The organism is Pseudomonas cichorii (assembly GCF_015471405.1).
In the GTDB taxonomy this organism is placed as follows: Bacteria; Pseudomonadota; Gammaproteobacteria; order Pseudomonadales; family Pseudomonadaceae; genus Aquipseudomonas; species Aquipseudomonas serbiensis.
In genome coordinates this window covers 411,933-435,394 of record NZ_BLVZ01000005.1, presented here as the reverse complement: position 1 = coordinate 435,394, position 23,462 = coordinate 411,933, and the positions used below count along the sequence as shown (strand labels likewise).

General features: G+C 57.4%; 23 protein-coding genes. 6 read left to right on the top strand and 17 right to left on the bottom strand.

Translation table 11 applies throughout. The features are described 5' to 3' along the window. Nucleotides 1-101 precede the first annotated feature (101 nt). The 6 genes from hutH to hutU form a co-directional block, all read right to left on the bottom strand. Nucleotides 102-1,649, bottom strand: a complete 1,548-nt coding sequence (gene hutH / locus JL015_RS10020; protein ID WP_201018350.1) for a histidine ammonia-lyase — start codon at nt 1,647-1,649, stop codon at nt 102-104. A gap of 69 nt (nt 1,650-1,718) precedes the next feature. After that, entirely contained in the window at nt 1,719-3,260 is a 1,542-nt protein-coding gene (locus JL015_RS10015; RefSeq protein ID WP_201018349.1) for an HAL/PAL/TAL family ammonia-lyase, read from the bottom strand. Nucleotides 3,261-3,271: 11 nt separating this feature from the next. Further along, a complete protein-coding gene (locus JL015_RS10010) occupies nt 3,272-4,099 on the bottom strand; it encodes a quaternary amine ABC transporter ATP-binding protein (protein ID WP_374063405.1) in 828 nt (275 codons plus the stop codon). After that, nucleotides 4,099-4,950, bottom strand: coding sequence for an ABC transporter permease (locus JL015_RS10005; protein ID WP_201018348.1), 852 nt, complete (start codon nt 4,948-4,950; stop codon nt 4,099-4,101). Before JL015_RS10005 ends, JL015_RS10010 begins: the two co-directional genes overlap by 1 nt. 72 nt (nt 4,951-5,022) lie before the next feature. Beyond that, nucleotides 5,023-5,988 (bottom strand): ABC transporter substrate-binding protein, encoded by a 966-nt coding sequence (locus JL015_RS10000; protein WP_201018347.1) that lies wholly within the window; start codon nt 5,986-5,988, stop codon nt 5,023-5,025. A gap of 131 nt (nt 5,989-6,119) precedes the next feature. Continuing rightward, on the bottom strand, nt 6,120-7,817 hold the full coding sequence (hutU, locus tag JL015_RS09995) for a urocanate hydratase (RefSeq protein WP_201018346.1): 1,698 nt from the start codon (nt 7,815-7,817) through the stop codon (nt 6,120-6,122). 408 nt (nt 7,818-8,225) lie between these two features. On the opposite strand from hutU, the gene JL015_RS09990 reads away from it, so the two are divergent. The 5 genes from JL015_RS09990 (at nt 8,226) to JL015_RS09970 (ending at nt 13,053) form a co-directional block, all read left to right on the top strand. Further along, nucleotides 8,226-8,540: a helix-turn-helix domain-containing protein gene (locus JL015_RS09990; protein WP_025262341.1), complete on the top strand. Its 315-nt coding sequence runs from the start codon at nt 8,226-8,228 to the stop codon at nt 8,538-8,540. Further along, a complete protein-coding gene (locus tag JL015_RS09985; RefSeq protein ID WP_025262340.1) occupies nt 8,533-9,795 on the top strand; it encodes a type II toxin-antitoxin system HipA family toxin in 1,263 nt (420 codons plus the stop codon). The genes JL015_RS09990 and JL015_RS09985 overlap by 8 nt, the downstream gene beginning before the upstream one ends. Before the next feature lie 630 nt (nt 9,796-10,425). Next, a complete protein-coding gene (locus JL015_RS09980) occupies nt 10,426-10,854 on the top strand; it encodes a hypothetical protein (RefSeq protein WP_201018345.1) in 429 nt (142 codons plus the stop codon). Continuing rightward, entirely contained in the window at nt 10,799-11,581 is a 783-nt protein-coding gene (locus tag JL015_RS09975) for a hypothetical protein (protein ID WP_201018344.1), read from the top strand. Before JL015_RS09980 ends, JL015_RS09975 begins: the two co-directional genes overlap by 56 nt. Before the next feature lie 284 nt (nt 11,582-11,865). After that, complete coding sequence (locus JL015_RS09970) at nt 11,866-13,053, top strand: cyanate transporter (protein ID WP_201018343.1); 1,188 nt, start codon at nt 11,866-11,868, stop codon at nt 13,051-13,053. A 21-nt stretch (nt 13,054-13,074) separates the two neighbouring features. On the opposite strand, the gene JL015_RS09965 is transcribed toward JL015_RS09970, so the two are convergent. From JL015_RS09965 to hutC, 6 genes are all read right to left on the bottom strand, one after another. Next, nucleotides 13,075-13,776, bottom strand: coding sequence for an anti-sigma factor (locus JL015_RS09965; RefSeq protein WP_122321719.1), 702 nt, complete (start codon nt 13,774-13,776; stop codon nt 13,075-13,077). Beyond that, nucleotides 13,773-14,339: a sigma-70 family RNA polymerase sigma factor gene (locus tag JL015_RS09960; RefSeq protein ID WP_122321717.1), complete on the bottom strand. Its 567-nt coding sequence runs from the start codon at nt 14,337-14,339 to the stop codon at nt 13,773-13,775. Before JL015_RS09960 ends, JL015_RS09965 begins: the two co-directional genes overlap by 4 nt. A gap of 104 nt (nt 14,340-14,443) precedes the next feature. Further along, complete coding sequence (locus JL015_RS09955) at nt 14,444-14,977, bottom strand: DUF3455 domain-containing protein (RefSeq protein ID WP_122321715.1); 534 nt, start codon at nt 14,975-14,977, stop codon at nt 14,444-14,446. 106 nt (nt 14,978-15,083) lie between these two features. Next, nucleotides 15,084-16,259 (bottom strand): Na+/H+ antiporter NhaA, encoded by a 1,176-nt coding sequence (gene nhaA / locus JL015_RS09950; protein ID WP_201018342.1) that lies wholly within the window; start codon nt 16,257-16,259, stop codon nt 15,084-15,086. Between the two features lie 34 nt (nt 16,260-16,293). Next, complete coding sequence (locus JL015_RS09945) at nt 16,294-16,890, bottom strand: HutD/Ves family protein (protein ID WP_201018341.1); 597 nt, start codon at nt 16,888-16,890, stop codon at nt 16,294-16,296. Continuing rightward, nucleotides 16,887-17,597: a histidine utilization repressor gene (gene hutC / locus JL015_RS09940; RefSeq protein ID WP_201001856.1), complete on the bottom strand. Its 711-nt coding sequence runs from the start codon at nt 17,595-17,597 to the stop codon at nt 16,887-16,889. Before hutC ends, JL015_RS09945 begins: the two co-directional genes overlap by 4 nt. 186 nt (nt 17,598-17,783) lie before the next feature. Here hutC and JL015_RS09935 point away from each other — a divergent pair, with 186 nt between their 5' ends. After that, nucleotides 17,784-19,154 carry a formimidoylglutamate deiminase gene (locus tag JL015_RS09935; protein ID WP_201018340.1) on the top strand — a complete coding sequence of 457 codons (1,371 nt, stop codon included), beginning with the start codon at nt 17,784-17,786 and terminating at the stop codon, nt 19,152-19,154. 43 nt (nt 19,155-19,197) lie between these two features. On the opposite strand, the gene JL015_RS09930 is transcribed toward JL015_RS09935, so the two are convergent. The 5 genes from JL015_RS09930 to JL015_RS09910 all read right to left on the bottom strand — a co-directional run bounded on the left by JL015_RS09930 (nt 19,198) and on the right by JL015_RS09910 (nt 23,287). After that, complete coding sequence (locus JL015_RS09930; RefSeq protein WP_201018339.1) at nt 19,198-19,767, bottom strand: lipocalin family protein; 570 nt, start codon at nt 19,765-19,767, stop codon at nt 19,198-19,200. Between the two features lie 3 nt (nt 19,768-19,770). After that, on the bottom strand, nt 19,771-20,025 hold the full coding sequence (gene bamE / locus JL015_RS09925) for an outer membrane protein assembly factor BamE domain-containing protein (RefSeq protein WP_201001434.1): 255 nt from the start codon (nt 20,023-20,025) through the stop codon (nt 19,771-19,773). A 148-nt stretch (nt 20,026-20,173) separates the two neighbouring features. Beyond that, a complete protein-coding gene (locus tag JL015_RS09920) occupies nt 20,174-20,776 on the bottom strand; it encodes a DUF924 family protein (protein ID WP_201018338.1) in 603 nt (200 codons plus the stop codon). 4 nt (nt 20,777-20,780) lie between these two features. Then, the gene (locus JL015_RS09915; RefSeq protein ID WP_201018337.1) at nt 20,781-21,791 is read right to left on the bottom strand and encodes a class 1 fructose-bisphosphatase; all 1,011 of its coding nucleotides are present in this window, start codon (nt 21,789-21,791) and stop codon (nt 20,781-20,783) included. A gap of 146 nt (nt 21,792-21,937) precedes the next feature. Continuing rightward, nucleotides 21,938-23,287, bottom strand: coding sequence for a DUF3999 domain-containing protein (locus JL015_RS09910; RefSeq protein ID WP_236250196.1), 1,350 nt, complete (start codon nt 23,285-23,287; stop codon nt 21,938-21,940). Nucleotides 23,288-23,462: the final 175 nt, after the last annotated feature.

Here is a 23,462-nt window from a genome sequence, read left to right as displayed (position 1 = left end):
CGTCCATCTCATTACTGGGTATGGCAAATAGCTGCGAGAACACCTGCTTTCGGCTTCCCGCAGCGAACTACCATTGCGAGCCCTGCCAGGCTCGCGGTACATCACAGACTGGGTAGCAGACGTGCAGGAACCAACTGGTTCAGGCAAGTTGAGGACAACAGCTGGCTGGCAGCTTCTATGTCCGGTGCAAAAAAACGATCCTTCTCATAGGGCGGTACTTTGCTGCGCAGCGCGGCACGGGCCTGCTCCAGTTTCGGAGAGGTTTTAAGGCCGTTGCGCAAGTCCAGACCCTGGCATGCAGCCAGCCATTCTACGGCAAGAATCCCGCGAACGTTTTCTGCCATTTCCCATAACCGCTTGCCGGCTGCCGGAGCCATGGAAACATGGTCCTCCTGATTGGCTGAAGTCGGCAGGCTGTCGACGCTGTGTGGATGGGCCAAAGCCTTGTTTTCACTGGCCAGGGCGGCAGCGGTGACCTGGGCGATCATGAAGCCGGAGTTGACCCCGCCGTTGGCCACCAGGAAGGGCGGCAACTGCGACATGTGCTTGTCCATCATCAGCGAAATGCGGCGTTCGCTCAGGGAACCGATTTCCGCGATGGCCAGCGCCAGGTTATCGGCGGCCATGGCAACCGGTTCCGCGTGGAAGTTGCCGCCGGAGATCACATCGTTTTCGGCAGCGAATACCAGCGGGTTGTCGGAGACGGCGTTGGCTTCGATCTCCAGCACTTCGGCAGCCTGACGCAACTGGGTCAGGCAGGCACCCATGACCTGTGGCTGGCAGCGCAGCGAGTACGGGTCCTGAACCTTGTCGCAGTTGCGATGGGACTCGGACACTTCGCTGCTTTCCCCCAACAGGTCGCGATAGCAGGCTGCTGCATCGATCTGACCGCGCTGACCGCGAGCGGCATGGATGCGGGCGTCGAAAGGCGAGCGCGAACCGAGCACGGCTTCCACGGTGAGAGCGCCGCAGGCCATGGCTCCGGCGAACAGGTCTTCACCCTCGAACAGGCCGCGCAGTGCGAACGCGGTGGAAACCTGCGTTCCGTTGAGCAATGCCAGACCTTCCTTGGCAGCCAGAGTCAGCGGTTTCAGGCCTGCAACTTCAAGCGCATCGACGGCATCGAGCCATTCGCCTTTGTAGCGAGCCTTGCCTTCGCCCAGCAGTACCAGAGACATATGGGCCAGTGGCGCGAGGTCACCGGAAGCACCGACCGAACCCTTGAGCGGGATATGCGGATAGACCTCGGCATTGATCAGGGCGATCAAGGCATCGATCACCAGACGCCGGATACCGGAGAAACCACGGCTCAGGCTGTTAACCTTGAGCACCATGATCAGGCGCACCAGATCGTCGCTGATCGGCTGCCCGACACCGGCGGCATGGGACAGCACCAGAGAGCGTTGCAGGTTTTCCAGGTCCTCGCTGGCAATGCGGGTCGAGGCCAGCAGGCCGAAACCGGTGTTGATGCCATAGGCCGTGCGGTTCTCGGCGAGAATGCGCTCCACACAGGCCACGCTGTCTTCGATCTGCTGATCGGCGCTGCTATCGAGCTTCAGCGTTACCGGTTGCTGATAGATTGCACGCAGTTGCGCCAGGGTCAGTTGGCCCGGGATCAGATTCAATGACTTGGCAGATGGTTTGGTCACGATGCAGCTACTCCTTGATTGATGTCAGGCGACTGCTTTTTTGCAGCGCGTCGCCTTGCAGCCCTGTTGTCATGGGGTTGTCGTCTGTTCACGACAGTGCCGGAAAATCCTCTCCAGCACTTCTTCGTTCTTGAGTACGGCTACGCTGCTGGCAATATCCGGGGCCAGCCAGCGGTCTTCGTCGTAAGCGGGGATCTGCTCGCGCAGCGCGCGCCAGGCCATGCCGGTACCTGCCCCGAAACGCTGTTGTTTGAGAAACTCGAACGCCTGGGCCGCCAGCAGGTATTCGATGCCCAGAATCTGCGTCGCGTTGCCCAGTACCTTGTGCAGCTTCAAGGCAGCGCTGGTGCCCAGGCTCAGATGATCTTCCTGCAAGCCCGAGGTGACATAGTTATCGACCACCGCCGGTTGTGCCATCTGGCGGTTTTCTGCGCACAGCGAAGCGGCCACGTACTGGACGATCATCATCCCCGAATTGACGCCCGGCTGGCTGACCAGAAAAGCCGGCAAGCCGCTGACGGCCGGGTTGATCAGCCGATCCAGACGCCGCTCGGCAATCGAGCCCAGCTCCGCAACCGCCATGCACAGCAGATCTGCCGCCATGGCGACTGACTGGCCGTGCGGGTTGGCTTGCGACACCACGCGGTAATCCTCTGGAGTGCCCAGCAGCAAGGGGTTATCGGTGACTGCATTCAGCTCGGTTTCGACCTGCCTGATCGCGTGGGCCAGTTGGTCCCGCGTTGCGCCATGCACTTGTGGTATCGAACGAATGCTCAGTGCATCCTGGGTACGAATGCCTTGGCTGCTGGCGAGAACTTCGCTGCCCGCCAGCAGGCTGCGCAGGTTCTTGCCGACCTGTTGCATACCCGGATGTGGTTTGAGAGCGATGATGGTTTCATCGAAGGCATCGAGCTGGCCGCGCAGTGCTTCAAAGGTCATGGCACCGATCACGTCTGCCCATTGTGTCAGGCGCGTGGCGTCGGCAATGGCCAGACAGCTCAGGCCGGTCATGCAGGGTGTACCGTTGACCAGACACAGCCCGTCCTTGGCACCCAGCTCGACGGGGGACAGGCCTTCTTCGCTCAATGCCTGCTGCGCCGAAATGATCTGCCCGCGATAACTGACCTGACCCACACCTAGCAGCGCAATGCCGACGTGCGCCATATGGGTCAGATAACCCACCGACCCCTGCGATGGCACTTGCGGCGTGATGCCTTGATTGAGCAAGGCCAGCAGCGCTTGCACAACCTGTCTATGGATGCCGGACTTGCCCTGGCTGTAGTTGAGAATCGCGGCACAGATGATGGCCCGCGTCTGCTCGTCGGGCAGTGGTGCGCCTACGCCACAGGCATGGCTGAGCAATGTGTTGCGCGACAGGCGACTGAGTTGTTCGTCTGCCAGTGAGACATTGCACAGCGCACCGAGGCCGGTATTCACACCGTAAGCCCGTTCGCCGCTGGCAACGATGCGCTGGACGATGGCCTGGGCATTGTCGATGCGCGCCCAGGCCTGCTCCGACAGTATCAGGTGCGCGCCATCACGAGCCACGGCCACCACGTCCTGCCAGCCTGTCGGGGCATCACCGAAAACAATCTGTCTGGCTCGTGACATCGACACCATCCTTAAAGAGTGACTGCGCGCCGTTGCACGAAGCGATCAACGTAATCGTCGGCGGGCGAGTGAAGGATTTCCTTGGGCGTTCCGACCTGAATCAGGCGGCCATCCTTGAGAATCGCGATCCGGTTGCCGATACGCACGGCTTCGTCCAGGTCGTGGGTAATGAACACGATGGTTTTCTTCAGCGTCGATTGCAGCTCCAGCAACTGGTCCTGCATCTCGGCGCGGATCAGCGGATCGAGAGCGCTGAACGCTTCATCCATCAGGATGATGTCGGTGTCGGCCGCCAGTGCCCGTGCCAGACCAACGCGCTGACGCATGCCGCCAGAGAGCTGATGCGGGTATTTGTTTTCGTAGCCTTTGAGGCCCACGGTGGTGATCCAGTGTTGCGCACGCTCCTGGCAGAGCGCTTTGCTCTCGCCGCGCACCTTCAGGCCGTACGCCACGTTGTCCAGCACACTCTTGTGCGGCAGCAGGCCGAAGCTCTGGAACACCATGCTGATCTTGTGACGACGGAATTGGCGCAGGGCTTCCATGTCGTACCGCAGGATATCTTCGCCATCCACCAGAATCTCGCCACTGGTAGGATCGATCAGGCGATTGAAATGGCGCACCAGCGTCGATTTGCCCGAGCCCGACAATCCCATGATGACGAATATCTCGCCGCTACCGATCGACAGCGACAGGTCGTTGACGCCGACCACACAGCCGGTCTGGGCCAGCACCTGATCCTTGCTCTTGCTCTGTTGCACCATCGCCAGCGCTTCTTTCGAGCGGCTGCCGAATATCTTGAACACGTTTTTGACGACGATTTTGTTCGGTTCCAGGCTCATTATTTGCTCGCCTCATGCCGTGGGCGGCCATAGGCCTGCGTGATGCGGTCGATGACAACCGCCAGAATGACAATGGCCAGACCGGCTTCCAGGCCGCGCCCGACATTGAGGGTCTGGATACCCACCAGAACGTCCTCGCCCAGACCTCGGGCACCGATCATCGAAGCAATCACGACCATCGACAGCGCCATCATGGTGGTCTGGTTGATCCCGGCCATGATGCTTGGCATCGCCAGTGGCAGTTGCACGCCGAACAGTTGTTGCCAGCGATTGGCACCAAAGGCGTTGATCGCCTCCATCACCTCGCCATCGACCTGACGGATACCCAGGTCGGTCAGACGAATCAGCGGCGGCGCGGCGTAAATCACGGTAGCGAAGATCGCCGGGACCTTGCCCAGGCCGAACAGCATCAGCACCGGGATCAGGTAAACGAAGCTGGGCATGGTTTGCATGATGTCCAGCAGCGGCATCAGCACCGAGCGCAGGCGGTTGCTGCGTGCCGAAAGAATGCCCAGAGGAATGCCGATCAACACCGCGATGAACGTGGCGACCAGCATCAGCGCCAATGTCTGCATCAGCTTGTCCCACAGCCCGACAGCGCCGACGAGGAACAGGAGGCCGACAATCAATGCGGTGGTGACGATTTTCCGGGTCGCATGCCATGCAATACCGCCGACGATCATCAGCACCAGCCACCAGGGCGCCATACGCAGCAGGCTTTCCAGATTGACGATGGCCCACAGCAAGGTATCGGAAATGTGCCGGAACACATCGCCGTACTCGGTGACCAGCGCATCAACCCCGTCGTTGACCCAGTTGGCAATGGAGAAGGTAAAACTTTCGGGAAACATAAGGTGCTCTCGATCAAGTTGTCAGGCACAGCACATGTCGCCTGTGCCTGCGCAGATAATCTGCTCCGGGGTTTACAGAGAGGCCTCAACCTTTTTCGCAGCGTCTTCGCTGACCCACTTGTGCCAGACTTCCGGGTGTTCCTTGAGGAAAATCTTCGCCAGTTTCGGCGATTCGATCCGCTCCTTGGCCATGCGTCCCAGGTTCTGGTTCAGCAGGTCGATAGGCAGGTTGACCTTCTCCAGTACGGCGACCAGTTCAGGTGCCTGTTCGTGGAAAGCCTTGGACACACCGACCTTGATATCGATGGTCTTGTTGACGCCTGGTTCTTCCAGACGAACCAGATCGACTTGCCCCATCAACGGAGTGGGCGACCAGTAATACGTCAGGATCGGCTCACCGCGCTTGTAGCTGGACAGAATAGCCGCGTCCAGTGCCGGGCCGGTGCCTGGGCGGAAGTTGGTGTACTTGCTTTCCAGGCCGTAGGTCTTGAGCATTTCGCTGTTTTCCAGCTCGCAGGTCCAGCCGGCGGGGCAGTTGTAGAAGCGGCCTTTGCCGGGTTCTTCCTGATCCCTGAACACGGCTGAGTATTGAGCCAGATCTGCGATTGACTTCAGGTTCGGTGCCTTGGCTTCCAGCTTGCGCCTGGCATCGCCTTCAATCACATAGCGCGGCACGTACCAGCCTTCGACTGCGCCGACCACGGGCGCGCCGACGCCTACGACTTTTCCAGCCGCTGCGGCCTTGTTCCAGACTTCGCTGCGGCCTATCCACTCTTCTGCGAAGATTTGAATGTCATTGGTGCTCAGGGCGTTTTCCATGGCTATGGAATTGCCCGGCAACGCATCCACGCTGCAACCGTAGCCTTTGCTCAGGACGACTTGAAGAATGTCGGTCAGCAACATCGCGCTTTCCCAGTTCAGACCGGCAAACTTGACCGGCTTGCCTGACTCGCACCACCCGGCCGCTTGACTTGCACCGGCACTGACCAGCAGGCCAGCAGATACCAGAGTGGTTAACAGCGCTTTTTTCATTTTCATTGTCGATGCTCCAAAGCCTGAAAGGGATGACGGCAGCTTCAAGTAGGCATCCGGCCTGTGGGCGTTATCAGTGTCTATCCTGACTTTTTCGATGTGGCGGCTCTGAGCCGCCACACCCATGGCAAATGCCCTTAACGCCCGATCATCGGCAGGTTCAAGCCCTGCTCTTTGGCGCAATCAATCGCTATCTGGTAACCGGCATCGGCGTGACGCATGACGCCTGTCGCCGGGTCATTGTGCAGAACGCGGGCAATGCGCTCGGCCGCTTCATCGGTGCCGTCGCAGACAATCACCATGCCCGAATGCTGAGAGAAGCCCATGCCGACACCGCCGCCATGATGCAGCGACACCCAGGTCGCACCGCTGGCGGTATTGAGCAGGGCGTTGAGCAGCGGCCAGTCGGATACTGCGTCGGAACCGTCCTGCATGGACTCGGTTTCACGGTTGGGGCTGGAGACCGAGCCGGAGTCCAGATGGTCGCGACCGATCACCACGGGAGCAGACAATTCGCCGCTGCGGACCATTTCGTTGAACGCCAGGCCGAGTCTGGCGCGCTGTCCCAGGCCGACCCAGCAGATACGTGCTGGCAAACCCTGGAAGCTGATGCGTTCGCGGGCCATGTCCAGCCAGTTATGCAGGTGCGCATCGTCCGGGATCAGTTCCTTGACCTTGGCATCTGTCTTGTAGATGTCCTGCGGATCGCCCGACAGGGCCGCCCAGCGGAAAGGGCCTACGCCGCGACAGAACAATGGCCGGATGTAGGCGGGCACAAAGCCGGGGAAATCGAAGGCATTGGCTACGCCTTCTTCCTTGGCCATCTGACGGATGTTGTTGCCGTAGTCGAAGGTTGGAATACCTGCTTTCTGGAACGCCAGCATGGCTTCGACGTGTTCGGCCATGGACTGTTTGGCCGCTTTGACGACGGCGGCCGGCTCGGTCAGCGCACGTGCGCGGTAGTCTTCCCAGCTCCAGCCTTTGGGCAGGTAGCCATTGAGCGGATCGTGAGCGCTGGTCTGGTCGGTGACCATGTCCGGGCGCACGCCGCGACGGACCATTTCCGGCAGGATTTCAGCAGCGTTGCCGCACAGGGCGATGGAGATGGCCTTGCCTTCGGCGGTGTAGCGGGCGATACGCGCCAGGGCGTCGTCCAGGTCGGTGGCTTGCTCATCGACGTAACGGGTCTTGAGACGGAAGTCGATGCGGCTCTGCTGGCATTCGATGTTCAGCGAACAAGCTCCGGCCAGTGTTGCGGCCAGCGGCTGTGCGCCACCCATTCCACCCAGGCCTGCGGTCAGCACCCAGCGGCCTTTCAGGCTGCCGTCGTAATGCTGACGACCGGCTTCGACGAAGGTTTCGTAAGTGCCCTGAACGATGCCCTGGCTGCCGATATAGATCCAGCTGCCTGCGGTCATCTGGCCGTACATGGCCAGACCTTTGGCATCCAGCTCGTTGAAATGCTCCCAGCTTGACCAGTGCGGTACCAGGTTCGAGTTGGCGATCAGCACACGCGGCGCATTGTTGTGAGTCTTGAACACACCGACCGGCTTGCCGGATTGCACCAGCAGGGTTTCATCATCGTTGAGCCGGGTCAGGCTCTCGACGATCTTGTCGTAGCACTCCCAGTTACGCGCCGCACGCCCGATCCCGCCATAAACTACCAACTCCTTCGGATTTTCGGCCACTTCAGGATCAAGGTTGTTCATCAGCATGCGCAGCGGGGCTTCGGTCAGCCAGCTCTTTGCTGTCAGTTGAGTGCCACGGGCAGCCCGCACTTCGACGTCACGATGGCGGGTCCAGTCTTGCTTGCGGTCTTGATTATTGTCGGTCACAAAAAAATCCTCAGCGATCAATCCAAACCAGCCCGATGACGGGCGAGTGGTGCCTGGCACTCAGGCGAATTCTGTCGGGTAGAGCGTGGGGTATTTATAACCTGTCTCTACTTGTACATACAAGCATGTGCAATTGATAGACCAACTTTGCATGGAGGCTGGTGCGTGGATCGATGGAAGGTTGGAAGCACCTGTAAACATTGGGTTTCAGGTGTTTCAGGTGTGCTGGTTATCAGAGAGGACGACTTGTTACTGACGGGATGCCTTGCACGATTTTGGGGCGATGGGTAACAGCAGGGTGGTGGGTTTGCCATGTGCTGGGGCTTGGCGGTGATAGTCGCGAAGGTGTTTTTATAAATCTGTAGTATTGTGGGTTAAGTCAAAAAATACGATCTAAGACACAATATTATGGATTTAGAATTCAAAAGACCCGACGAGCTTGTCAAATTGCTCTGCGAGCGGTTGCGCAAAGAGCGACTGGCGCAGCAGATGACACAAGCAGATGTAGCTGCGCGCGCAGGCATTGGCGTCAACACTGTGTCCAATCTGGAAGCAGGCCGAAACGTTGCATTCGAGAGTCTGGTCCGTGTAGCAATGGTGCTTGGACGTATCAACGAGCTGGAAGGGCTGTTCCAGCCTAAGCTGGAAAGCCTTGACGACATTCTCCGCTATGAAAACAGCGCCAGTCGCCACCGTGCCAAGAGGAAACCCAACAATGCATAAGCAGGTCGACGTCTACTACGATGGCTGGGGAGAACATTGGCGTTGGGGCACACTTGTTTCATCGACCGCTATTAACGGACGCCCGCTGATTGCATTTGAGTTCAGTGATGAGGCGAAGAACAGAGGGCTTGAACTGTCGGCCTACAAGCTTCCCTTAAGTGGACCCAAACTGCGTACAGACTTTCCCGCTCACCAGTTGGGGCTGCCCGGCCCTATCTATGATTCCCTGCCTGACGGCTGGGGCATGCTGTTGATGGATCGCCTGTTCAAGCGCCGTGGTCTCAATCCTGTACGTATTGGTCCTCTGGAACGCCTGACTTACATCGGTGCCAATGCCATGGGCGCGATGTCATTTGAGCCGATGGTGCCAGAGGCATCTATATCGCAAGAAGATATTCCCCTTGCCCGACTGGCTGTCGAGGTCCAGGACGTGCTCAATGGTGAAGGTGGAGAGTTCTTGCAGAGGCTGTTGCAAATGGGGGGTTCTCCCCAAGGGGCTAGGCCAAAAGCCTTACTCTATCGTGCTCCCGCAAGTGATATATTCACCATTACTGCTGCACCTGACCTGGAGGCTTGGTTGATCAAGTTCCCGGCCAGGCAGGAGCATCCCGAAGTTTGTGCAATCGAAGCGGTTTACTCCGAATGTTTGCACAAGTGCGGTATTGATACACCGCAAACGCAGTACTTCAAACTCCCCAATGGCCAGACGGCCTTCGCTACAAAACGGTTTGATCGACAAGCCGGTATGCGAATCCCCATGCAGAGTCTGGCTGCCTTTACCGGAGCCGACTTCCAGACCCCAGGATCTCTGGATTATGCCAATTTTCTGCGTGCGACCTTGATGTGTACCAACGATGTACGAGAGCAAGTGATCGCTTATGAGAGGATTGTTTTCAATGTCGTATTCAACAACCGAGACGATCATCCCAAGAACTTCGCGTACATCATGTCGTCAACCGGCGAATGGACGCTGGCTCCTGCCTATGACGTGACCTTCTGCGACGGACCGGGTGGTTATCACCAAATGGACGTGATGGGCGAAGCTCTGGATATTAGCCGAAAGAGCCTTGTTCTTCTTGGAAGACAAGAGGTTGGGCTTTCATCTCGTGAGACAGGCTCCGTCATTGAGAAAGTCTGTGACGTTGCCAGCGACTTTACGGCCATGGCCAAAAACAGGTTCCCCCAGCAAATCACTTCAGAAACCCTGAGTACCATCCAGTATCAGATCAACGACAACATCCGTCGGCTTCGATAAGGGATAACTATACAGATAGAGGATAATTGAGTTTTTGGTTGGGGCTACCCCCTCCGGAGGACTATAGAGGTGGCTAGTGGGAGCTTCGGTTTTTTTGCGCGGTTTATAATTTATTGATCTTGTCCGTTAGTCTTTGGGTAGAGTTGGATGTCACTTGTCTAGAATGTCATCTCTTTGAGGTTATTAAATAAAGATAAATAATAAGTAACTGTGACTACCATTGGGTGTTATTTAGGTTTGTGCGCAAAATTTTTAGACGTTAAAGGCGAGGATCTTGGTGGTGATTGGTATCTTGTAGGTTTTCTCGAAACGGAATTTGCAAATATGTAGTTATACTCAATGATCCTTCGTCAAGGAATAATTGTGGGTAAAAGCTTTGTTCTGAAAATGCGCAGTAGGTTGATCAGGTGCATGCATGATTTTTTAGTGGCTATATTAATTGCTTTTGCTTCTGTCAAAGTATTTGAAGACGTTGTGGCTGTTTGCTTTATGGCTAGGTGTTTTGGTGTTGGCATAGTGCTATTATTGGCGTCGACTTGCTATGCAAGCAGGCTGGTATCCATTGGAGCATTACTCCAATGTTAAAAATATTTCGATGAGGGCAGTAGGGTGATGGTGACCAAGGAGGAAATGGTAAAAGCTATCCAGCGTATTCATGAGCTTGCAGTGGCGTATCGTGGGCCTAAAGAAGCAGAGTTTCATGAGTTGGCGCGGAGAACAGATCTCAGTACTGAAGATAATAACGTTGATCCTGACGGTGATGCCGAGCGATTGTCACCTAAGTCTGAAGATTCGGATATTAAGTGGATATTTGAGGAGGCATTGGCAATGCTTTTTTCTCTTGCATTCCCCGCTACAAAAGCGACTGCACAAGAGATATTTGATGGGTTATCATCTTTGCTTGAGCAACCTATTTCGGATGCAGTGATTGTCGGCTTTGATAAGCCATTTCGATTAAAGGCCCAGTTAAAGAAAAAAGTTCCTGTGCGTCAGCAAGAGTTATATGGATATTTTAAAGGGCTTATTCCGTCAGAAGAAGAGTTTAATAGTGAAGAGTAAAAAGCCTCCTACTCCTTCGGGGTTGATAGATAAAATAGAAAAGCTATTCAATATCGCTTCAAAAACTAGCGCTTTACCTATTTCATTGCGGTCAAAGGTTTCTATTGATAAGTTGTTTGAATTACAGGTCTTGTGGAGGGTTTTGAGGGCGTACTCTAGGCAGGCCGGTACCTCAATTAAACATGTTGCTCCGTTAAATGGTAAAGGACTCAGTCATGAGGTTGTGATTGCTCTTAGTCCTGCTTCTGCCAATCGGAAGAAGTTTTCTCATTTTTTAATGAGTTGTGCAGGTAGTGATGATTTGGAGGCGTGGATTTCGGTTGAGGCTTATACCCTTAGTTGGTTTATAAGCCAGTCAGGTTTACGTTGTTTACCTCAGGCTCATTCCTCTGTGCCGCCAGCTGCATATCATGAGCTTGATGTGGGGGTTTTTAAAGCTGGAATAGCTCTCTATCCGTCACATGAAGATATTTGTTTGGCTGTTAGTTGCAAGAATGTGAGGAGTGCACAAAAGGAGTGTGTTAGGGAAGCCCTAGGGTTGCGGCGTGAGACTGCATATTTATCGTCTAGGAATGATGAAAGTCGTGCTCCTTGGTTAGTTCGCCATGTCCCTAACGACCCACCTAGCCCAGTGTTTCTATATAGTAGCGATCCAGGGATTCGTAAATATCAAAATCCTGTTGATCGGCATGGTGTTTATGTAAGGTATTCAAGGTTTCTTGGGTGATTATATGGTTTGTTTAAAGATTTTTGCAGGCGATTTTTAATTGCATAGTGTGTGTATTAAGGCCGGTATCCTTCTTGGTGCCTGCTTTGTAAGTTTCGTCATAACTAGTGTTGCGATTTGGTTTTTTGAGCTCTACAGGGCTATTCATGGTTCTGCAGAGCTCATTCCTTAACATTCCTGCAACCCACCAACCTAATTTCTCAATACATCCCCCCAGATTTTAATTTGTCCCATGCACAGGCTGCGCGGCCTAATCGTGTCTTTAGGGATGGCAAGGTCGTGTGATGGAAAACATTCGTGCTTCAACCACTCACGCTTTCTGGTTGATGTCCAGTGTCGTGCTGGTGGCGTTGAATCTTCGGCCCGGCATGGCGGCCATCGGGCCGCTTCTGTCGGCTATTCGGGGTGATATTCCCCTCAGTTTTAGCCTGGCCTCGCTGTTGACCATGTTGCCGGTGATGGCGATGGGGCTCGGGATGTTTTTCGGGATGCGGCTGGCTCAGTCATTGGGCGAGCATCGGGCAATCGGGTTGTCGCTGCTAGTGATTGGTATCGCCAGTGCGTCCCGGCTGTCCATCGATGGCGCGTTGGAGTTGATCGTGAGTGCAGTCCTCTCTGGACTGGGGATCGCGATGATTCAGGCGTTGATGCCGGCCTTGATCAAGACCCGTTTCAAGGACAACGTGTCCCTGTTCATGGGCCTGTATGTCACCTCGATCATGGGCGGTGCTGCACTGGCGGCGTCGTTCTCGCCCTTCGTGCTCAAGCAGAGCGGTAGCTGGAAGGTTTCGTTGGCGATATGGGGTGTGCTCGCGTTGCTGGCGCTGGTCCTGTGGACGTTTCAACGCTCGGCGATTCCGGTCGTCGAAGCCGCTCCCAAAGGCAAAAGTGACTCGTTTTTCGGCAATCCACGCGCCTGGTTGTTGGCCGTGTTCTTCGGCCTTGGCACGGCTTCCTACACCTGTGTGCTGGCCTGGCTTGCGCCTTATTACGTGGAAAGAGGCTGGAGCGAGCAGGACGCCGGGCTGGTGCTGGGATTTTTGACAGCGATGGAAGTGCTGGCCGGTCTGGCGGTGCCTGCGATGGTCAATCAGACTCGGGACAAACGTTGGGCGCTGGCTGCCTTGTTGCTGCTGATCATTGCCGGTTTCAGCGGCCTTATTCTGTCCTTTGAACACTTGACCATGCTGTGGCCTTGTCTGCTGGGACTGGGGATCGGCGGTCTGTTCCCGATGAGTTTGATCATCTCCATGGACCATATCGATAACCCGGCCCGTGCCGGAAGCCTGACCGCCTTTGTGCAAGGCATCGGCTATCTGATAGCTGGCCTGTCTCCTCTGCTGGCTGGCGTCATCCGTGACCAGTCGGGGAGTTTCGAGGGGGCGTGGTGGACGTTGACAGCGGTGATGGTGGTGATGATCGGGATTGTGTTGCGGTTCAATCCTCGCCAGTACAAGGAACGCATCCGTTGAAGGTGGGGCCGGTGCAGCAGGTTAAATCACCTTCACCGCCCGCCCGATAAACTGTATCGGTCCGGTCGGTTTACCAACAGGCGAGCCCGTGGACTTCTCCAGTGTCAGCTCGAACAACTGGTTATGTTGCAGCGGTGGCAATTTATCGAGCGGTATATGCAGGGTCTGGCCCGGTTTTACCAAGCCGAGTGATACCGGTCCTTGCCAGTCGTCAGCCTTGGTCCAGAACTCCAGGGCCTTGTCCGCAGGGACCTGGGTTTCGCCCAGTGGAATGAGCTGGATTTCCTGCGAGTTGCTGGCCTGGACGACCCAGCCAGGCGCCTTGTCCTGTGGGGCGACGAGTACGACCAGGTAGGACGGTGCCTGCGATGGCTGTATGAAAAGCATCGTGCCCAGCACCAGCGATGCGGCCAGTCCGGCCCCGGCCAGCCCGCGCCAGATCGAAAGGCTGTCCCACCAGCGTGTACGTTGCGGTTCGGTTCTGTTGGCGGAGAGCTCGGTGATGCTGCGTTCGATACGGCTCCAGAGTCCCGGCGCGGGCGTCACAGGTTCGGCCATTGCCGTCAGCGGCAGCAGGCGTTCCTCCCAGGCATCGACTGCGGCCTGCAAATCGGGCTCATGTGCCAGCCGGTTCTGGATGTCGATTCTTTGCTGGGCAGACAAGGTGCCGAGCACGTACTCGCCGGCCAGCTCATTGATGTTTTCATTTGTAGGCCGAGTCATCCCATACACTCCCGCAAAGCCGTAAGGCTGCGCTTGATCCAGGCTTTGACCGTACCCAAGGGCGCGCCGATTTTCTGCGCGATTTCCTGATGCGAATAGCCGTCCACGTAAGCGTGAAAAACACAGTTGCGTCGCACCGGTTCAAGCTGTTCCAGGCAGAACTGAATCCGTCCCGGATTGACGCGCCAGTCAAAGGCATCGCCGGTTTCCTGCCAGCCTTCAAGGGTGGCAGCTTCGTGGTGGTCCTCGCTGCCATCGTCTTCCAGGCGTACTTCCCGGGCATGGTTGCGCAGGCGATTGAGCGCCAGATGACGGGTCACGCTGAAAATCCAGCCGCGTGCCGAACCTCTTGCCTGATCGAAGCTTGCCGCATGGGTCCAGATCTTGAGGAATGCATCATGCACGATGTCTTGCGCCAGTGCGTTGTCACGCACGAGCCGCACGACGACGCCGAGCAGCCGGGCGCTTTCCTGTTGATAGAGACGCTGCAATGCCTGGCGCTCACCGCGGGCGCAGGCATGCAGCGTGGCTTCGTAGTCAAAGAGAGATTCGTGTGAAGACACGTCGATCCGCCATCAATGGATGATTGCTGCCTCGTTGACATCACAAGGCTCCCGCGTAGCAGCATAGACTACTGACTGCGCGGCACCCCATTGAATGGCTTTGATCACTTGCTGGCCCAGAAGATGTAGTCAGCCTGGTACTTGACCACTTCCTTCGCGCCCTTGTTGCTGGCCGAGCAGGCAGTGGCTGGTGCAACGCCGCCTTTCAGTGCCACGCGCTGGATGTAGGCCGTACCGGTCAGGGCACCCTTGCCTTCAGCCGGATTGGCCTTGACCAGTTGGTAAGGCAGGTTGCCCGCGCTGGAAGGTGCAACGGCCACTTGAGTGCCGGTCAGCTTGGAGCCGTCTTTGGATTCCCAGGTAGCCGGTGGGCCGTAGTAAGTGCCGACCTGTTTGCCGCTGCGATCATTGAGGACAGCTTTGGGGCCGACGAATACCCATTCGGTTTCGGTAGCAGAGTTGGCCTTGGCGCGGCATTCGTAAGTGATCTCGCCCACGCCGGTGGTTTCCAGAGTGATCTTGTGACCGTCCGGGACCCGTACGCTTTCGGGTAGGGAGGTCTGAGCCATGGCAACAGAAGTCAGGCAAGTGAGAGCCAGGGTACTACCTGCAAGGCAGAGCAAACGTTTTGCGTTCATGCAGAAAATCTCCAGATTGTTTAACCGCGCTCAGCAACTCGAAGTGGCTGCTGTATGTACTACCCGCGAGAAAACAATCTGGATGCAGTGATTTGAAAATATTTTTTCAGGGCCGACTGAAACGGCTGCGCAACAGCAGCACACCTGCAATCGCGGCAAACCCCGAACCCATGAGAACGCCGATTTTTACCTCGTCCACCAGATGCACTGCGCCGGGGAAAGCGAGGTTGCCGATGAACAGGCTCATGGTGAAACCGATGCCGCAAAGCAGCGCCACGCCATAGAGCTGCACCCAGTTGCTGCCTTGTGGCAGAACCGCAAGCCCGGCCCGGATCGCAAGCGCCGCAGCCAGGAAAACACCGATCTGCTTGCCGACGAACAGCCCCAGCGCAACCCCGAGCGGTACAGGGTCCAGCAGGTTTTCTGCAGAAATGCCTGAAAGTGAAACCCCCGCATTGGCGAATCCGAACACCGGCACGATGGCGAACGCGACCCAGTAATGCAGCTTTTCTTCAAGAAACAGCAGTGGCGAGCGCGCTTCTTCCTCTGGTTTGCCCAAGGGAATGCACAGCGCCAGCGCAACACCTGCCAGCGTGGCATGCACGCCCGATTGCAGCACGAAGAACCACAGCAGCGCGCCCAGTATCAGGTACGGCAACAAGCGCCGCACCTTCAGGCGGTTCATCGCAACCAGCACTGCCAGGGTCACGAAGGACGCCAGCAGCATGGGCAGATTCAGGCCCGAGCTGTAGAAGAAGGCGATGATGGTCACGGCCCCCAGATCGTCGAGAATCGCCAGCGCTGCCAGGAACACTTTCAGGGACACAGGCACCCGGTTGCCCAGTAATGACAAAACCCCGAGTGCGAAAGCAATGTCGGTTGCCGCGGGGATCGCCCAGCCGCTGATGGTCTGCGGGTTGCCCCAGTTGATCGCTATATAGATCAACGCCGGGACCAGCATGCCGCCTGCCGCTGCAAAACCGGGCAGAGCGCGTTGTTCCCACGTGGCGAGCCCGCCGGCGAGTACTTCGCGTTTGATTTCCAGGCCGACCATCAGAAAGAAGATCGCCATGAGCCCGTCGTTGATCCATAGCTCGACGGAAAGCCCCAGCCAGACGCTATGCAGAATGGCGAAGTAGCCGGGAGCCAGAGGTGAGTTGGCAACGATCAGTGCAGCCAGCGCCGCGCCCATCAGGACAATGCCGCCTGCCGATTCCGATGACAGGAAGCTGGCCAGAATGGCAACGGCTCTAGGTGTTTCCTTTGGAGGGAATTGGGTCATGCTCGTCCTTGAAACAGGATCTTGATTTGGCGGTTCAAGCGCGCAAGGCGCTCAACTCGATGAGGCAGCAGCGGCTGGCGCTGGGTGCTTGCAACTCGATTTCCAGCAGGCCGCCTGGGTTGTCCACTTGCAGGCAGTCGTTTCTGCCAAGGATTTCCCAGAGCCCGTCATTTACGCTGACGCCGATCTGCTCGGCAACGCTGAACAGCAAAAAGGTGCTGGCGCAACTGAATATTCGTTGTGGCTGGCGTACGTCGATCCAGTGCAGGCGAGCGCTGTAACGCTGTGGAGCATAGATCAGGTTGAAATCACGAATAGGGCCGTCGAGCAGGGCGCAACTGACCTGGCTGTCACCGCTGAAGGCCAGCGGGTCGGTTGGCAGCAAGGGGCGGCTGGTGACACCGTCTATATCCAGCGTCATGCCGGCGCCCTGAATCACCGAGATGATCCGCTGATAACCGGCAAACACCGAAAAGTCGCCAGACGTTTCGATATCGGCAATCGACAGGCGCCAGCCGAAGCCTTCCAGATCCTGCCCGCCATCGCGAGCAATTTCTTCGGTGCTGCCGCCGCCGTTTTTCCAGGGCATGCGAGGGTAATCGATGGCGCGCAGGGTTCTGGTCCGGGTCATTTGGTGAAGCGTCCTTCCAGGCGATGGCGGGAGCCGGGGTGAATCAGGCGAGCGGCGGTAACCGGCTGACGTCCTGACCATGTCCGGCGGCGAATCAGCAGGCAAGGCTCGCCTGCATCGATTTGCAGCAACTGGCACTCGTCGGCGTCGGCCAGTATCGCTTCGACCACATGCTCGCCCTCGGTCAGCGGCGCGACTTGCGACAGATAGGCGTAAGGCGTCTGCCGGGTAAAGTCCTGCTTGAGGTAGTCCGGTGCCACCTGTGCATTGACGAAGCGGTCTTCGATCTGCACCGGGATATCGTTTTCAAAGTGTACGATCAGTGAGTGAAACACCTTCTGGCCTTCGCGCATGTCCAGTGCCAGAGCCCGCTCGGAGCCGGCGGATTCTTCCTTGAGAATGATGACCTTGCAGGAGTGCCTGTGGCCTCGCGTGGCGATCTCGTCAGCGATGTTGTTGACTTCAAACAGTGCCGACTGGCTTTTGGGTTCAGCGACGAAAGTGCCGACGCCCTGCATGCGCACCAGCAGGCCTTCGGCGGTCAGCTCGCGCAAGGCCCGGTTGATGGTCATGCGGCTGAAACCCAGTTGGGTCACCAGTTCGCTTTCCGACGGCACGCGATGATGCGGCGGCCAGGTGCCGTTCTGGATTTGCAGGGCAATCATCTGTTTGACGCGGGCATAGAGCGGTGCCGGACTTTCGCCCATCTGGGATGCCAAGGTGGAAGAGGCGGGTGGAGTCGGCACGTGCGGGTCCTTGTTCTGGGTGGTTCAGCTACGAAATAGCGCCCAAGCTAACCATTAACCTACGGTACGGCAAGCGTGCGAAGGTTTACCGGGCATCAGAACGTCTGTATATGTATATACAAATTACAGTGATGAGGTTTGAAGTCAATGCCAGCCTTCTTTGCCGAGCGCGCATTACTACCCGGTGGTTGGGCCGATAATGTCCGTCTGGAGGTCAGTTCCGATGGTTTGTTGAGTTCGGTGCAGGCCAATGCTGACCGGCAGGGCGCCGAGTCTGTCAGCGGCCCGTTGCTGCCTGGCATGCCGAATCTGCACTCCCATGCCTTCCAGCGGGCGATGGCCGGGCTGGCGGAGGTGGCGGGCAACCCCAGCGACAGTTTCTGGACCTGGCGCGACCTCATGTATCGTCTTGTCGGGCAGATCAGTGCGCCGCAGGTGGGTGTCATCGCCCGACAGCTCTATATTGAAATGCTCAAGGGCGGTTACACCTCGGTTGCAGAGTTTCACTACGTCCATCAGGACACCAATGGCAAGCCTTATGCCGACCCTGCCGAACTGGCCTTGCAGATCAGCCAGGCCGCCACTTCAGCGGGCATCGGCCTGACCCTGCTGCCGGTGCTCTACAGCCATTCCGGGTTTGGTGGGCAAGCGCCGAACGAAGGGCAACGCCGGTTTATCCACAGCACCGACAGCTATCTTGATTTGCAGGACCGCCTCAAGCCGGTCATTGCCAGTCAGGCGTCCCAGAGTCTTGGTCTTTGCTTTCACTCGTTGCGCGCCGTTACTGCGCAACAGATCAGCGACGTGTTGGCAGCCAGCGACCGGCAGTGTCCGGTACATATCCATATCGCCGAGCAACAAAAGGAAGTCGATGACTGCCTGAGCTGGAGTGGCCGACGCCCGTTGCAATGGTTGTATGAAAACGTAGCCGTGGATCCGCGCTGGTGTCTGGTGCATGCGACCCATGCCGAACCGGATGAAGTCAGCCTCATGGCGAAAAGTGGCAGCGTGGCGGGTTTGTGCCTGACAACCGAAGCCAACCTGGGCGATGGCATCTTCCCCGCAGTGGATTACATCGCTCAGGGCGGACGCTGGGGCATTGGCTCGGACAGCCATGTTTCGCTCAGTGTGGTCGAAGAACTCCGCTGGCTGGAATATGGCCAGCGCCTGCGAGACCAGCGCCGCAACCGGCTCTATCGCAGCGATCAGCCGATGGTGGGCCGGACCCTGTTCGATGCAGCACTGGCGGGTGGCGCACAGGCCTTGGGGCAGAAGATCGGCAAGCTTGAAGCCGGGCATCGCGCAGACTGGCTAGTGCTGGATGGTTCAGACCCGTATCTGGCAACCGCATCCGGCGATACGATCCTCAACCGCTGGCTGTTTGCGGGCGCTGATCGTCAGGTTCGCGATGTAATGGTCAATGGCCGCTGGGTGGTGCGCGAAGGGCGCCATGCGGCAGAAGAGGAAAGTAGCCGGGCGTTTGCGCAGGTGCTTCGAGAGTTGCTGGGGCAGGAGTGAATTCATTCACGAAGGGGGCTCGTGCCCCCTCCATGGATGCAGATCACTTGCCGATCTTTGAGTCATCCTCACGCCAGATCAACCGGCTGGTGTCATATCCCTGCTGGCGCGCCTTGCTCAGCATTTCCTGTTTGACCCACTCCGGCACTGTTGGCGTTCGGGACAGCAGCCACAGGTACTTGCGATCAGGATTGCCGACCACTGCAGTCTTGTAGTCGTCACTGAGTGCCAGGACCCAGTAATTACCCTTGGCCAGGCCCGGCAGCAGTCGCGAGAACCAGTTGTCGAAAACCACCCACAGTTTGTCGGTCTTGCCCGGTACTTGCGGCGATGCGGTGCCTGTGGCTTCCTGCCATTTGCCTTCGATGGTCCTGCAACGGTTGGTCACGGCAATATTGCCGTCAGCCTTGAGCAGGTAATGAGCTTCGGACTGTGCGCAGTTGCGCTGGAAGAACATCGGCAGCCGTGCCAGCTCATACCAGGTGCCCTGATAGCGGTTGAGATCAACGCTGTCGACGGTTTTTGGATCGAGATTGTCAGCCGAATGGGCGAAGCCAATGGCCAGGAAGCTGGCCATGACGAGAATGCCAAAGCGTAGAAGTAGCTTGATCATGGGTTATTTCAGACCTTGGCCCGAGAATATGAGTACTTTGTCACCAGCGTACTGCACGCTGATAAAGGTTTTCTGGTCGCCCCATGTGCAACTGGACATTCCCAGTGCGCCCGAGCATTCAGTCGGGCTGCCCAGCAGGTTTTCGACCTGAGCCTTGGGCATGCCAGCGGAAAGTTTTGAGTAGTTTTCCTGAGTGATTTTGCTGCAGGCAGCCAGCAGCACGCAAAACGACAGTAACGCGAGAGAGCGCAAAGACATGGATGAAGCTCCTGAACGGAAGGGGGCTGCGTCGCAGCAACAGGCTCTCCGACCCGATGCTGGCGCAATGCCGAAAGCTTAGAAGAGAAAACCGTGATCTGGTTCCCTTGGGGCAGGATGTTCGATGTGTGGAGCTTCGCGAAAGCTCTTAAAACCTTGAGCCGGGCTCTTTGAGAAACTCGATCTCTTCATCGGTCGAAGCACGGCCGAGAATTTCGTTGCGATGGGGAAAGCGACCGAACCGGGCGATGACTTTCTGGTGACGCTCAGCGTAATCCAGGCTGTGATTGAAATAATCGCGATCTGTGGCAGGGAGCAGCGGTAGTAGTTTGCTGAAGCAGGCGATGGCCTGGTCCTGCACATCCAGGTTTTCGCTGTGTTCCAGCACCAGATAGATGAAGGTGCGCTCCAGCGGTTCCAGATGCTGGTCCCGGCCCAGTTTCAGGCCGTGTTGCACCAGTGCCTGGGCGCGTTGATCGCCAGCGAATGCCTTGGGCGTATCGCGATGGATCATGCGCGGCAGTTGATCGAGCAGCAGGACCAGCGCCAGCCAGCCCTTGGGGTTTTCTGCCCATTCCTTGAGGCCGCCCGACAAGGCCTGCTCGACCAGAACACCGAAGCGCTTGCGGGCTTCGGTGTCATTGTCCGGATTCTTGCCGAACCAGAGCGATTCCCTGGCTTTCACCGCTTCGCTGGCTGACTCGGCAGAACCGAACCACCATTGCAGCAGAGGCAGCCAGGGAGCGGACATGGTCTTATTCCTTGTGGTACGCCGTGGCGCGCTCGACTTCTTCTCTGGAACCCAGGAAAACGGCTACACGCTGGTGCAGGCCTTCAGGCTGGATGTCGAGGATGCGCTGATGGCCGTCGGTGGATGCACCGCCTGCCTGCTCGACCAGGAAGGACATCGGGTTGGCTTCGTACATCAGGCGCAGTTTGCCCGGCTTGGAAGGCTCACGGCTGTCACGTGGGTACATGAACAGGCCGCCACGGGTCAGGATGCGGTGTACGTCTGCGACCATCGCCGCGACCCAGCGCATGTTGTAGTTCTTTTTCAACGGGCCTTCTTCGCCAGCCAGCAATTCGTCGACGTAGCGTTGTACCGGCGCTTCCCAGTGACGCTGGTTGGACATGTTGATCGCGAACTCCTGAGTGGACTCCGGGATCTTGATGTCTTCGTGGGTCAGCACGAAGCTGCCCATTTCGCGGTCCAGGGTGAAGCCTTTGACGCCATTGCCCAGGGTCAGGATCAGCATGGTCTGTGGACCATAGATGGCATAACCGGCGGCTACCTGCTCGGTGCCCGGTTGCAGGAAGGCCTTTTCGTTCAGGGCTTCGTTCTGGCTCAGGTATTCGTTAGGGCAACGCAGTACCGAGAAGATAGTGCCGACCGGGGCGTTGATATCGATGTTGGAAGAGCCGTCCAGCGGGTCGAATACCAGCAGGTAGGCGCCTTTCGGGTATTTGCCCGGAATCTGGTAGGCATTGTCCATTTCTTCGGACGCCATGCCGGCCAGGTGACCGCCCCATTCGTTGGCTTCAAGCAGGATTTCGTTGGAGATCACGTCGAGCTTTTTCTGCACTTCACCCTGTACGTTTTCGGTGCCCATGCTGCCCAGTACGCCACCCAGCGCGCCTTTGGAGACGGCATGGCTGATTTCCTTGCATGCTCGCGCCACTACTTCGATCAGGAAGCGCAGATCGGCAGGAGTATTGTTGCTGCGGGTCTGCTCAATCAAAAAGCGACTCAGTGTAACGCGGGACATGGATAGCTCCGAAAATGGGGGATGAAAAAACCCGCGCAGTTTAACGCGAGTGGCGACGTAATACTGCTATCAGACTGGCTTATGGGTAATTGAGTTCATACGCCAGCTCAGCGTAGCTGCAAAACCGGGGTTAAAGCTGCGATGTGTCAATGTTTTGAGGCGCGCAGAGAACTGATGGCTATCCAGCCCAGACACAGCGTACCCAGTACCAGCACAGCCCACAGACCGAGGCGTTTGAGGTCGATGCTCTCGGCAACTGGCGGCACAGGAACGGCTGCGTTGGCTGCAGGTGCAGTCGCCAGCCTGACCTTGCCCAGGGCTGCCAGTCTTTGCGGATTGAAGTCGGGAATCAGTGCCGTCACTGGCAGGCCTGTAGCCGGAGCCGATGCATTACCGACGGCGAGGGTGAACGGCCCGTTGCCCACAGGCTGGAACACCACCTGGATTGCAGGAACGGCAACGCTCAATCTGGGCGCTTCTGCTCCCAGTCCGCCGCCGCGATCATCGACGACCAGTTTCAGTTGCCGGACCTTGTGTCCCGTGAGTTGCAACTGGTCCTGAACGATCTCTCCATTGTTCTGAGTCAGTCGGTACAGCAAGCCATTGCTGATGACCTGCCATTCCTGCCCTGCATCGAGTCGTCCATAAAGCGTACCGGGTGCCAGGCTGTTGTCTTGGGTGATATCAACTTTCACCCGCTCCACTGGCAGGTCGGTCGGCAACTGCCAGATATATTCATTGGGTTGTTCAACGACACCGCTGATCAATGGCGACCAGGTCAATGTCGCCGGAGCGTTCTCGGGGCTGGCGCTCAGCAGGTACGCAGAAACCAGAGTGGGTGCGCTTTGTGGCGAGCGCCACAGCAGGCGCAGATAACGGGCGTTCTGGCCGGGCAGGCCGACTTCTCGCTGCTCGACCATTTCATCGGAAAACGTCAGTCGCGCCACTTGTCCTTCGCCCCAGGCCTGCCAGTTCTGCAGATCATCGCTGGCTTCGATGCTGAAGTGCTGGAAGCCCTCGCGTTCGGCGCTCCAGTCGATCAGCAACTGTTCAAGGGGCGCCTTGACCGTGGTGGCATCCAGCAGCCAGCCGCGCAGTATTTCTTCACCGGCTTCGATGTCGCTCTGTGGCTGGACATCGATGATTGCACCGTCGCTCGACCGTTCGCTGCGAATGATCGGTACGGCATCGCCCGCCTCGGCGGTGGTGTACAGCGGGAACCAGTTCACAGGCGTCAACGCTGGATCTTCTTCGCGTGGCGCTTGTTTGCGGACCAGAGCATAGGCTTGAGCCTGGCCGGCGGCATCGAATACTCGCAGATCGTTCAGATTGCTCTGAAGCGCATTCAATTGCAGTGCGAGAGGTAATTCGATGCGATAGAGCGGGCCTTGGCCGATCAGGGTCAAGGGCGTCTTGCTGGTGAAATCCGCCGGTTTTTCCAAAGCGCTGACGGTCATCGCCGCACACAGGGCTGCGCCGAGCACAGCGATTTTGATGACGAGCGGACGACTCACGAACGTGTTCCTCACGGTTGGGTAGGCTCTATGTCAGAGTCTGAACCTGTTTCCGCGCCGATTTTTGATCGGAATGTTTCCGCGGTAGTGTGTGAAATATCCCACCACCGATAGCGATATGCCAATACCTGTGAACAAAAGGAAGTGAGTCAGGGGC